11 protein-coding genes are annotated in these 12,486 nt (G+C 47.8%); 5 read left to right on the forward strand and 6 right to left on the reverse strand.

From position 1 onward, the window contains the following. The 5 genes from NQX30_01655 to mobA all read right to left on the reverse strand — a co-directional run bounded on the left by NQX30_01655 (nt 1) and on the right by mobA (nt 5,203). On the reverse strand, nt 1–819 hold the full coding sequence (locus tag NQX30_01655; protein MDM5147089.1) for a kinase/pyrophosphorylase: 819 nt from the start codon (nt 817–819) through the stop codon (nt 1–3). 155 nt (nt 820–974) lie between these two features. Continuing rightward, nucleotides 975–1,436, reverse strand: a complete 462-nt coding sequence (locus tag NQX30_01660; GenBank protein MDM5147090.1) for a VOC family protein — start codon at nt 1,434–1,436, stop codon at nt 975–977. Between the two features lie 602 nt (nt 1,437–2,038). Further along, nucleotides 2,039–4,009: an ATP-dependent DNA helicase gene (locus tag NQX30_01665; protein MDM5147091.1), complete on the reverse strand. Its 1,971-nt coding sequence runs from the start codon at nt 4,007–4,009 to the stop codon at nt 2,039–2,041. 7 nt (nt 4,010–4,016) lie between these two features. Then, on the reverse strand, nt 4,017–4,616 hold the full coding sequence (locus tag NQX30_01670) for a DNA-3-methyladenine glycosylase I (GenBank protein MDM5147092.1): 600 nt from the start codon (nt 4,614–4,616) through the stop codon (nt 4,017–4,019). Next, nucleotides 4,613–5,203 carry a molybdenum cofactor guanylyltransferase gene (gene mobA, locus NQX30_01675; GenBank protein ID MDM5147093.1) on the reverse strand — a complete coding sequence of 197 codons (591 nt, stop codon included), beginning with the start codon at nt 5,201–5,203 and terminating at the stop codon, nt 4,613–4,615. The genes NQX30_01670 and mobA overlap by 4 nt, the downstream gene beginning before the upstream one ends. A gap of 173 nt (nt 5,204–5,376) precedes the next feature. Between mobA and NQX30_01680 the strand changes: the two genes are divergently transcribed. Next, complete coding sequence (locus tag NQX30_01680) at nt 5,377–6,141, forward strand: sulfite exporter TauE/SafE family protein (protein MDM5147094.1); 765 nt, start codon at nt 5,377–5,379, stop codon at nt 6,139–6,141. Nucleotides 6,142–6,194: 53 nt separating this feature from the next. Here the strand turns inward: NQX30_01680 and NQX30_01685 are convergent, their stop codons facing one another. Then, nucleotides 6,195–8,183, reverse strand: a complete 1,989-nt coding sequence (locus tag NQX30_01685) for an ATP-dependent DNA helicase RecG (protein ID MDM5147095.1) — start codon at nt 8,181–8,183, stop codon at nt 6,195–6,197. Nucleotides 8,184–8,541: 358 nt separating this feature from the next. Between NQX30_01685 and glnT the strand changes: the two genes are divergently transcribed. The 4 genes from glnT to NQX30_01705 all read left to right on the forward strand — a co-directional run bounded on the left by glnT (nt 8,542) and on the right by NQX30_01705 (nt 12,466). Continuing rightward, the gene (gene glnT, locus NQX30_01690; GenBank protein ID MDM5147096.1) at nt 8,542–9,858 is read left to right on the forward strand and encodes a type III glutamate--ammonia ligase; all 1,317 of its coding nucleotides are present in this window, start codon (nt 8,542–8,544) and stop codon (nt 9,856–9,858) included. A gap of 34 nt (nt 9,859–9,892) precedes the next feature. Next, nucleotides 9,893–11,251, forward strand: coding sequence for an ammonium transporter (locus NQX30_01695; protein ID MDM5147097.1), 1,359 nt, complete (start codon nt 9,893–9,895; stop codon nt 11,249–11,251). Nucleotides 11,252–11,281: 30 nt separating this feature from the next. Next, nucleotides 11,282–11,497, forward strand: coding sequence for a hypothetical protein (locus NQX30_01700; protein ID MDM5147098.1), 216 nt, complete (start codon nt 11,282–11,284; stop codon nt 11,495–11,497). A gap of 66 nt (nt 11,498–11,563) precedes the next feature. Further along, nucleotides 11,564–12,466: an amidophosphoribosyltransferase gene (locus NQX30_01705; GenBank protein ID MDM5147099.1), complete on the forward strand. Its 903-nt coding sequence runs from the start codon at nt 11,564–11,566 to the stop codon at nt 12,464–12,466. Nucleotides 12,467–12,486: the final 20 nt, after the last annotated feature.

Genomic DNA, 12,486 nt, shown 5'->3' on the forward strand with positions numbered 1-12,486 from the left:
TTATCCACCCGCTTGTCGCAACAAGGCGGATTCTTTTAGGATTTTGGAGGATAGTTCTTCTACCGAACGGTTAGTGGTATCTAGATATGGAATGCCGTTTGCTTTGTACAGTCGTAACGCCGCACGGACTTCGCGTTCGCATTTTTCGGATTTGGCGTATTGGCTGCCGGGGCGTCTTTGTTCGCGAATTTGTGTTAGCCGCGTTGGTTCTATGGTTAGGCCGTAAAGTTTATTTTTATAGGGCGCAAGCGTAGTGGGAATAGCGTCATCCGCCAAGTCTTCATCAACTAACGGATAGTTGGCTGCAAAAACGCCAAAATGCAGAGCTAAATACAGCGATGTTGGTGTTTTCCCCGAACGTGATACACCGATGAGGACAATGTCAGCGTTGTGTAGTCCCTGCAAGCGGGCACCATCATCAAAGCCCATGGCGAAGTTGAGCGCGTCAATGCGTCGCTGATAGTCACGGTCGCGCATAGAATGCGCGCGCCCCGCAGAGTGTAAAGCAGTGATACCAAGCTCTTCTTCAATGGGACGAACAAAAATTTCTAAACAATCCATGGTGAGCGCGCCGCTTTGACGGATGACGTCAGCCAGTATTTCGTCGGCAAAAGTATAAAAAATAAGCGGACGGGCACCATCGTGTTCGCTGGCGGCTTGGATTTGTCGGACGGTATCGGCGGCTTTTTGCGGAGTGTCAACAAATGCGAGAGTTTGTTCGGCAAACGTAACGCCATCAAATTGTGACAGTACACTGCGCCCCAGTGCTTCTACTGTTATGCCAGTGCTGTCAGAAATAAAGAAAACAGAGCGTTTCATAAGGAAGCAATTTTATCAGTTTGCTGCGAGTGCAAGAGGTGCGAGGTTGCCAGCGTAATCTTTTACTTTAATTAAAGTAATCGCAGATTGCCAATGTTTCGCTAGTCTTTTGAAGCCGCCGCTGTTTCTCTTTGGTGGACGGAATGTTGTGCGGATTATTCGGCGTCAAAATTTGGCATTTTGGACTCGTCAAATTCACCGACTTTGGTTGCTAGCGACCATTCGTAGCCGTCGGGGTCGGTGACGCTGCATATGCGATCACCCCAAAACATATCCGCTGGTTCGCAACCGGCGATGGCACCGGCGGCAACGGCGCGTTTAAAAGCGGCATCCACATCTTCAAAATACACATACATATTAGCGGGTGAATTAACTCCGCTGGTGGCGGGCGATTTTTTGTCACCAACATAGGGGGCGTCTTCGGGGGAAAACATGATGACTGCCTCACCGTAGTGAGTCATATCTATATGATAGATTTTTCCGTTTGGTCCGGACATGACATTTTGACGAACAAATCCAAAAGCGGATTCGTAAAATTTGGCGGTAGCAAGTGAATCGCGAACGATTAAATAAGGGATGACAATTCCACAATCATCAGGTTTCCATGGTTTGTTCATGAGAGTTTCTCCGGTAATAAAAATTTTGGGGATTATCCCGTTAACTTGACAGCTTTCATATCATCTAATTTGGGTTACTTGAGTTATTCTTTTTTATTTTATTCTCATAATAATTTTTTTTCAGTCATAAATACTCAGCTTTAATGTATTTTCTAATTCTTTTTCAGCCGTTATAATTAACTATCAATTTCTTATAAGCAATGTTTTTTCCAAACAAACTGCTCCTTCTATCTTTTGTGTTTATTTGTTAGTTCCCCTCGGTTACATAGCTGTCAATATGTTTCTTGCTGTGGCGGAAAGTCTCGTTATAGCCTATTTTTAGTATTACTCAAACGCTTTCTTTAATTAAATGATTTACTATTAATTTGTCATAACCGTTGATAGGGTTGTAAAACCTCGCTTAGCGCTTACATTCTCAAACGATCTAACAATTACTTTGCTGTCTCTTTTCTTTATTCTATGTACTGTGCTTTTTTCGGTGCTGTTTTCTCCCATTAAAACAGTGAACGTTTTTGATAATAAATTCGGCTATTTTCATTTTTTATTCTTTGAATTTATATCGTGTATCAGTGCATCACAGGGAAAATGTGGCGAGCAGAGTATTAGCTTGCGGCGTTAATTTTTTTCATTTCCTGCAAAAAATCACAAACCATTTTTTCGTTTGTCGTTCGCTGCATGGGCGGTAGAGAATCTACAATCACCCGACCGTAGTTGCGTGTTGCCAGTCGCGGATCGCAGGCCATAAAAACACCCCAATCGGTGAAATCGCGCATTAACCGGCCCGCCACCTGCTTCATTAAAATAGCCGCCGGCGGTAGTTGGTTGTGTAAAAACGGATTTTCACCACGCCGCCGCCGCCAGCCATCTCGTGCCGACAGCAACGGGTCGGATGGTGGCGTGAACGGGATTTTGTCTACAACGACCAACGATAAGGCACCGCCCTTGACGTCTACTCCCTGCCAAAAGGATAAGCTACCAGCTAGCACGGCGTTATCTGTTTCACAAAAGCGCCGCAACAGCGCATCATTGGGAGCACTGCCCTGCTTTAATATTTCGTATTTATCGCCCAGCAATTCCGCCAGCCGGTCTGCGCCTTCGTTCAAAGCGCGTAGGCTAGAAAATAGCACAAAAGCGCGGCCGCCATTAGCGATGATGAGCGGTGCGGCGGCGCGTGCTACCGCCGCTGTATGAGTGACATCGTTTGGTAACGGCATGTCGGGCGGTTGATAAAATATAGCGCGGCGAGCATAATCAAAAGGGCTTGGCCACGTTTTAGTTTGTGCATTTTCCAGCCCCATTTCTTCTTGAAAATTTTCAAAGCCGCCTCTGATGGTGAGGGTTGCCGATGTCAGCACTACGTTTTTGCAAGACTCCCACGCGCGGCGAAATATTTCGCGTCCCGACACTGGTGAAGCGTGCAACGATAAATTATTTTCTTCACGGCGTAGCCAGCAGACGAAAGGTACTGCGTCATTTTGTAATTCTCCTTCTTCGGCGGGAGCGGTGTCGGCCACACTGTCTTCTGATAACTGTAACCAGCGTGCGAGTTGTGCGGCATAGGTGGCGATACGGGCGGCTACGGAGGCAAGCCATTCACTTTTGTCAGAATCATTAATTGCGGCATCGCGCAGCGTTTCCATTGTTTTATGTAAAATTGTTGCCGCTCGCCGCCAGTCGTTCGCCGCCAGTGCTGTACGCGCCGGCAGTGACAATTCGTTAAATTTGTAGGTTTCTTCTAATAGCAGCCCTAGCGCTTCGCGCCATTGCCGGCAAAGTGGTGCGAAACCTGGGGGCAGTTCGTTGCGAGCGCTTTGTCGGTCAATTTCGGATAGCAAGCGAAAAAGTTTTGCCGACGACAACGTCTCACCAAAATATGATGGTGCCAGTGCGGGTAGCATGTGCGCTTCATCAAATACTGCTACATCACGAGTCGGTAGTAATTCGGTGACATCTTCTTCACGCAGTCGCATGTCGGCTAAAAACAAATGATGATTAACTACAACAATGTCGGCTTCACGGGCGCGGGCGCGGGCGCGATACAAAAAACAATTATTGAAATATTTGCACCCTTGTACTTGGCAAGTTTCGCGAGTGGAAACCGCTGCCTGCCAGACCGGAGAAGACGCCGGCACACCGGTTACACCACGAATGTCACCTTCTTCATCTTGTTCGGAAAACTGTAAAACTCGCTGCCAATCGCCGTTTTCGTCATCAAATAGCTGTGTTGCGCCAGAACTGGATAGATTGTGACGGCACAGATAATTTCTCCGTCCCTTGAGCATGGTTACGCGGGTGCGTCGTCCCAACGCTTGGGTAAGAAAAGGGATGTCACGCAAATAAAGCTGGTCTTGCAGAGCGCGAGTGCCGGTTGAAATAACTGCCGATAGACCGTTTTGAATAATTGGCGCTAGATAAGCAAAAGTTTTTCCTATGCCAGTGCCGGCTTCCAATATCTGCGCTCCGTCCATTGTTGCCACTGCCTGAGCCATTTCAATCTGCCCTTGGCGCGGGCGATAGCCGCTTATATCGCGTGCCAGTGGGCCATCGGCGGCAAAAACATCTGTGATGTCCACGTGGTAGTTAGGCCATTACTGCACACTGCTGATGGCGAAAACAGCGGACTTCGTGGTCGTTCACCATACCGACGCCTTGCATGTGGGCGTATATGATGGTGTCGCCTACAAATTTGAAGCCGCGTTTTTTTAAGTCAGCAGAAAGTGCTTTTGATTCTCTGCTGATAGCCGGAACGTCGGTCAAGCATTGCCAGTGATTTTGGATAGGCTTGCCACCTACAAAACGCCAGACATAAGCATCAAAGGAATCAAATTCTTCTATAATGTTCAAAAAACAGCGAGCATTGTTGACGGCGGCGTGAATTTTTAGCCGGTTACGAATCAAGCCAGCATTTTGTAGCAGTGAGGCTATTTTTTTATCAGAGAATAGTGCGACCTGTTGAGGAATAAAATTAGCGAATGCACGGCGGTAATTTTCTCGTTTGTTAAGCACCGTCGCCCAACTTAAACCTGCCTGCATACCTTCTAATATTAAAAATTCAAAGTGGCGTTGGTCATCATGCACCGGCACGCCCCATTCATTGTCGTGATAATCATAATATAGCGCGTTGCCACCCTTCACCCAACCGCAACGAGGCACGTTATCGTTTGGAGGTGCGTGTTTCATTGTGTGAGGGTACAGTGTGCCGTTGCCAACTCTTCCGGTGTGTTGACATTGGCAAAAGCAGCACTATCAGTAAATGTGGATTCCACAAAACGATGGCGTGGATACCACTGGTCTATCTTGCGTCCGCCGCTGTTCAGATACGTTGCCAAATCGTCCACTAACGCACAGCGTGCTAGCATAAAAACTGGCTGCGGGCGTTCGGTAGTAGCGGCAATTGCAATATCAGCATTAGCGTGGTCGACGGCGGAGCGTAATTGTGAAGCTAAATGTGTCGGTAAAAACGGCGAATCGCAAGGTACAGATAGTAGCCATTCGTTGTTGCTGGCACTCATGCCAGCGTGAATGCCAGCTAATGGACCGGCAAAATCGGGAGCGACATCGCGAACTACGCGACCAAATTGAGCATATTCATCAACATGGCGGTTGGCGTTGATGAGTACTTCATCCACTTGCGGTTGTAAACGTGCTAACACCCAGGCGGTTAGCGATTGTCCGCCCGCCACGAGCAAACCTTTGTCGCCACCCCCCATGCGCCGCGCTAAGCCGCCGGCAAGAATAACGCCTGTAACAGAAGTAGTGTTCACGATTGTAGTTTAATAAAATGCAAAGTAGTGGAAAATTGGAATTGTACCCCCTTAGGTAGCACGATATTGAGTGGGCGAGATAGGGATGGTGATATTTCAATCAACGGAACAAAGTGTCTTACAACGTATTTTTTGCTAGTGTTAGAATCATTATTTAACATGATAATGGCATATTAATGGAAGAGTTTGTCGTTGGTGCGCTACCGCATTTACTGTGTGGAATCATAATCGGATTTTTAATTTTTTACAGCGGTGTTGGCGGTGGCGTATTGGTGATTCCAGTCATTGTCGCTTTTTTTGGATTGCCGTTGTCGGTAGCTATTGGCACCGCTAGCGTTTATGCAACGTTGACTAAAGTTATGGCCGGCATAGAACATATTCGCATTCGCAATGTAAGTGGGCGGTTGGCCGTTATCATTAGCCTATCAGCTATTCCGGGAGTATTAATCACCGCTGCGGCAGTTAATTATTATTCTAATGTTGCCGAATCAGCACCACGAATGCAGGAAATTTTGCGCTATGTAGTGGCGATGGTTATTGCGTTTTCTTTACTGGCGGCACAGTTCAAACCTAAGTCGGCGGCGGTGTCATCGTTGCCGCTGTTAATTGCTGCCGGGTTTTTTATTGGGCTGGTAATGGGCGCAACGGGCATTGGTGGTGGTGTGCTGATTGTGCCGGCGTTATTTTTATTGTCTGCTGAGTCACCCAAACGAGTGGTGGGTTCTTCCGTCATTATTGCGCTGGCATTGTCGTTAGTAACGGCATTGGTGTACGCGAAAGGTGGGCAAATTAATTATCCTATGGCGCTTACTATGTCGGCGGGATCTTTGCTGGCGATTCCTTTTGCCAGCCGCATGTTGCGTCGTTCTTCCGACAAGACTGTGCGCATCATGTTAACGGTGTTAATCGTTATCGCTTTATTATTGGTGTTGTGGAAATAAAAGCAATACCTGTCGGTGCGTGAAGATGTTTCAACGGTGCTATGAATGAAATTTTAAGGAGCTGTTTTACGTCGTCCACCTAGCCAGCGGCGTACGTGGTGAGCGCAGCCGTTGCGGTCATGTTCCAACATCCAAGTGGCAGCCTTGCCGGCGGCGGCGATCAATTTTAAGTCTTCGTTAAGCCTTGCCACACGCAGTGCTGGTAAGCCACTTTGTCGTGTTCCCAGCCATTCTCCCGGACCACGTAACAATAAATCTTTCTGCGCAATTTTAAATCCGTCATCAGTAGCGCGTAATATTTTAAGCCGCGCCAATGCCGTGTCAGATAATTCTTCCGCATACAGTAACATACATACGCCGTCTTGCCCACCGCGTCCGACACGACCGCGTAGCTGATGCAATTGCGATAAACCCATGCGTTCGGCGTGGTCAATCACCATAATATCTGCCTGCGGCACATCCACGCCCACTTCTATGACGGTAGTGGCAATCAACATGCGCGTTTCTCCTTGGCGAAAACGTTCAATCACTGCTAATTTTTCTTCTGCTTTCATGCGACCGTGTAATATTTCCGGACAAAGTTCGGGATGCCTATCGCGGACTTCTTCCAGCCAAGTGGAAACGTCTTGCAAATCCGATACTTCCGATTCGACAATAAGCGGACATACCCAATAAACGCCGCCGCCATTTTTAACTTGTTGTGCTACCCGTACTAGCACCTCATGGCGACGTCCTCGGTTTGTTAAGTAAGTGCTCACTGGGCGTCTGCCTGCGGGTTTTTCGTCCAGCACGCTGATATCCATATCGGCAAAGATGCTCATTGCTAGCGTTCGGGGAATAGGTGTGGCGCTCATCATTAATTGGTGTAAAGCGCCCGACTGGCGGACCGCAATAGCGCTACGTTGTGCTACACCAAAACGGTGTTGTTCATCAATTATCAACACGCCTAATCGCTCAATGTTGGTGTCTTCTTGAAACAACGCGTGAGTCCCTACTGCCACTTGTGAAAGCCCAAAACGCAACCGTGACATTGCTTCACGCCTTTTTTTACCGCGCACTGCGCCGGTCAATAACTCGCATTGCACACCAGCGGTTGCGAAAAGTGATGACAGCGTTGTGTAATGTTGGACTGCTAAAATTTCCGTCGGCGCCAGCAGTACTGCGGTAAAGCCGCTTTTTGCTGCAGCCAAACATGCAAAAGCGGCTACTACCGTCTTGCCGCTACCAACATCGCCTTGTAGCAAGCGCCGCATCGGGCGCTCTTGGAAAATGTCATCGCAAACTTCACTGATAGCTTTTTGTTGTGCGCTGGTGAGCGTAAACGGCAATGCTTCACGTAAAGGGGCGTCCCATTCTGATGGCGGTTTTAGCGCTGGTGCACGGCGGCAGCGATTTCGGCGGTATTGTGCCCGCAATATAATTTGATGCGCTAGCAATTCATCAAACCGCAGTCGCTGCCAGACTGGGTGTTCTCTTTTTTGTATGGAGGTAACGTCTTTTGGCGACGGCTGATGTATTACAGCAAAAGCATCTTTTGTTGTCCATTCGCCGCCAGTAAAATTACGCCAAGCGGTAGGAACGGTTTCACGCCATTCTGTTGCCGCCAATGCCTGCGGAACCAGTTGCCGCAAGAGCGGCTGTGATAATTTTCCCAGCGCCGGATACATTGACATGATGCCAGCGGTTGCGGCTGCGGATTGAATTTGCGGATGCGCCATTTCCCAGCCGGCGGTGCGACGTGGTGCTCCTCGCACGCGCAGTTGTCGCCCTACGGTCATGGAGCGAGACAAGGCTGGTGTGACATGAAAAAAGCGCAGCGTTAAAAGGTCTCCCGCTTCATCACACAATACCACCAGTAATTGTCGCCGTCCACCTCGGCGGCCAAGTTCGCGAGCATCAGTTATTTCTCCTGCTACTAGTGCGGTTTCGCCGTTACGCAAGTGTGCTATCGGAAGCGGCGTTTGCCAATCTTCGTAGCGTAGCGGAAAATGCAGCAGCATATCTATTGGACGAAAAATGCCGGCATTATGCAAAGATTGCATCGCGTTGGCCGGCGGGAATACGTCCGATAGCATAATGTTATTTTAATAGCATTTGCACCCGCTCAGCTTATGAATACGCTGAATTTCTTGGTTTAGAATAGCGAATAGTTTTGTACGTGGAGTTATTTTTATAGTTGCTTCAGAGAGCCTGTTAGTTATTGATTTATAAAGCCGAGTTTTTTTGTAAAAAGCAAGGTGGTTGGACAAGAAAAATAACTGCAGCAATTTAATTTAAATTAAGTTCAATTAAATTGAATTTTACGGAAATGTTTTTTGGTTTTCAGGTGGAATTTTATGAAAATGTGATATAACCCGAATAAATGTAATGCCAAGAGAGGAGAGATTTGTGGCAAAACAGATGATTCAGGAGAGAGTAATCGATCTGGCTCAGCAGGCTAAAAGCCGTGGTATTAAATATTTCTTAATTGGTTTTACTGATATGTTTGGCGTTGCGCGCTCCAAGCTTGCGCCAGCGGCCGCCATTGCCGATATGCAAAAAAATGGAGCTGGTTTTGCAGGCTTTGCTAGTTGGCTGGATATGACACCGGCTCATCCCGATATGTTTGCCCTTCCCGATCCAGCCTCATTGATTCAGCTGCCGTGGAAACCCGAGGTTGGCTGGCTGGCGGCGGATTTGTGGATGGCAGGAAGAGAAGTTGTCGCCTCGCCGCGGGTAATGCTTAAAAACCAGCTCAAGCGTGCTGCTGCCAAAAATTGGCGTCCTATGAGCGGAGTGGAATGTGAATATTTTCTTGTCAATGCTGATGGTACGGCGCTTGCTGATTCTCGCGACACACAGAAAAAACCCTGTTACGACTCGTCAGCGTTGATGCGGCGTTATGACGTGATTAAAGAAATATGTGATGCCATGCTGGATTTGGGCTGGGGTCCCTACCAAAACGATCACGAGGACGCTAACGGTCAATTTGAGATGAATTGGGATTATGATGATGCTCTAGTGACCGCTGACCGGCACGTTTTTTTTAAATTTATGGTGAAATCTGTCGCCGAAAATCATGGTTTACGTGCAACCTTTATGCCTAAACCTTTTATTAATCTTACCGGCAACGGTTGCCACTGTCATATGTCGGTGTGGGACAAAAAAGGCAAAATCAATCATTTTGCTGGTTCTGACGAAGAGGGATTGTCACCGATGGCTTATCAATTTTTGGGCGGTGTGATGCACTCGGCTTCAGCTTTGTGTGGTTGGTTCAATCCGACGGTGAATTCATACAAACGTATTAATGCGCCGCGTACGTTATCTGGTGCTACGTGGGCGCCGACTAGTATTACTTATAGCGGCAACAATCGTACTCACATGGTACGCATTCCCGACGCTGGGCGTTTTGAATTTCGCCTGATGGATGGTGCTGTCAATCCGTATCTTCTCCAAGCGGGACTCATTGCTGCGGGGTTAGACGGCGTGGAAAATGACCGCAATCCAGGCAAAAAACTTAATATTAATATGTATACCGAAGGACACAAAGTAAAAAATGCTCGCCAATTACCATTAAATTTGCTGGACGCCTTGCGCAACTTAAAACAAAGCAAGGTTTTGAGCAGTGCTTTTAATAAAGACGTAATTGCTAGTTATGTCAAACTCAAAATGGAAGAGTGGAATGAATACAACCGCCACTTGTCCGACTGGGAACGACAGAACACACTAGATTGTTAACAAATAATTTTTTATTTAGAAAGAGAGAGGCAGTATGGATTCTAATATTAATGCACTGACAACCGTATTTACCGAGTTTTATTACTGGGTGACGGTGGTTTTTATGTTTTTAATTCATGTCGGATTTTGCATGTACGAGGTGGGAGCATCACGGCGGCGTAATCACGCGCACACTTTGATGAAAAACACCATGCTTATTCCACTCATAACTATTACCTTTTTCTTCTTTGGTTGGTGGATATACTGGGCTTTTCCTAATGGTCCTTTTATTACCGGTGGCGTGGAGTGGGATGCGGCGGCAGCAAATGCGCCGTGGTCTGAGAACATGTCCGCCCACCTGGGTGACCGTATTACGGGCGTGTTTTGGGCAGCATTTTTGCTGTTTTCGTGGACAGCAGCATCCATTGTTTCCGGTTCTGTAATTGAACGTATTCGATCTGGTGCCTTTTGGATTTTAGCGGTGCTCATTGGCTCTGTGATGTGGATTATTGATGCCGCATGGGGCTGGAGTGCTAACGGTTGGATGGTTAAACTTCTAGGCTATCACGATGCTTATGCGTCTGGAGTGATTCACGCCATTGCCGGTGGTTTTGCACTGGGCGTGCTAGTTGTACTTGGTCCGCGTATCGGGAAATTTAGCGCCGATGGGACACCGCGCGATATTCCGCCACATAATACTTGGTTCGCCACGGTGGGACTATTTTTGATTTACACTGGTTTTTGGGGATTTTATGCAGCGTGTAATGTACCGCTTATCTCTCCCGAAGGCATTGGTGGTGAAGTTACGGGTACAACGTGGACAGCAACCAATATCTATTTAGCACCAACTACTTTGGGCGCGATTACTTTCAATTTTCTCATGTCGTTGTCGGGTGGTTTGATGGCTGCTTATTGCGTTTCCAAGGGCGATGCTTTTTGGACTTATTCCGGCGGACTTGCCGGCGTTATTACTGCATCCGCTGGCAACGACTTGTATCATCCCATTCAAGCGATGATTGTCGCCGCCATTGGTGTGGTTATCGCCTACAAGATGCACTATTGGGTGGAGCGCAAATACAAAATAGATGATGCGGTCGGTGCTGTAGCGGTACACGGTTATGCCGGATTCATCGGATTGATCATCGCCGGCTTTTTGCTTTGGGGGGCGCCGTCCTCACCTTATGAGGGCTATGCTACGATTAATCCTTTGGGGCAATTTTTGGGCGCCATTATTATGTTTTTTGTGCTGGGCTTCTTACCTGCTTTTATAGTGTCTAAAATATTAGCTTCTTTTGGAATGTTGCGGGTGCCGCGTGAAATTGAAATCATGGGACTTGATTTTTCCTCAGAAGCGGCTTATCAGCAGGCAGTGGACGAAATTAAGCGAGCTGATCACGACGAAGCAGCAAAATAATCATAGTTTTTATAGGAAAGGACACATAACATGTCAACAATTGGATATGATAGTTGGGCGGTAGATTTAGCTGAAGTTGGTGCGATTTATCCATTTCAGGGCTCTGAAGTGCTAATGACCATCATCGGCGTGGCATTTTGGATTGGCTGGCACGTCGTACAAATTAAAAGTGAAAACCGCGAAATTGCCGAAGACATCGCAAGTGCGACGCCGGATGCTGTTTCGCGCTCAATAGACCGCTACTGACATCGTGGGATACGTAATTTTTTCCTTCCGGGAGTTGCCGGGAGGAGGCTTTGGGGCGGCATAACGATGTGCGGTATTGTTGGGTTATTCTTAAAAAACGAAACATGGCGACAACAGCTGGGTGCACTATTCTCACCTATGCTAATTGAAATGACTGATCGCGGCCCCGATAGTGCTGGTGTAGCGGTGTATCATGCCCACACAGCAGATGGCGGTAAAGTTACTTGCGTCCACCCGGATGCGGCTTTTGATTGGGCTGTGTTAGTCGCCCGTGCGCAAGCGCAAATCGGTGCCGAAATTGTCGTGCGACAGCGTGGCTCTCACACGGTATTAAAAACGGCAGATGCTGTAGCATTGGCGGATTTTTTACGCGCAGATTGCCCGCAAATTGACATTGTAGGCGTTGGCGATGTAATAGAAATTTACAAAGAGACCGGCTTGCCGGCGCACGTATGCGAGTCTTTTGGTGTTGCCGGCATGGCGGGAACACACGCCATTGGTCACACTCGCATGGCGACGGAAAGTGCCGTTACTACTGCTGGCTCACATCCGTTTTCTACCGGTTATGATTTGTGTTTGGTGCATAACGGATCGCTCTCTAATCATAACCGATTACGCGAAAAATTAACCGCGCATGAAGGCGTTGTTTTTAAAACAGAAAATGACACCGAAGTGGGTGCTGCTTATATCGCCAGCCGACTGCAGGCAGGAAGAAGCTTGCATCAGGCACTGGAAGACAGCTTAAATGATTTGGATGGCTTTTTTACTTTTGTCGCTGGCACCGGCGGCGGCTTTGCCGTTTTGCGTGATCCCATTGCCTGTAAGCCCGCAGTGCTCGCCGAAACAGACGATTATGTGGCTTTTGGTTCCGAATTTCGCGCGCTTTCTAGCTTACCAAATATCGATAGTGCCAAGCTGTGGGAGCCAGAACCGGCAGTGGTGTACAGTTGGGAAGGACAAGCAGCGTGAACGCTACGTCGGGAATATTG

Source organism: Candidatus Persebacteraceae bacterium Df01, from assembly GCA_030386295.1.
Classification (GTDB): domain Bacteria; phylum Pseudomonadota; class Gammaproteobacteria; order Tethybacterales; family Persebacteraceae; genus Doriopsillibacter; species Doriopsillibacter californiensis.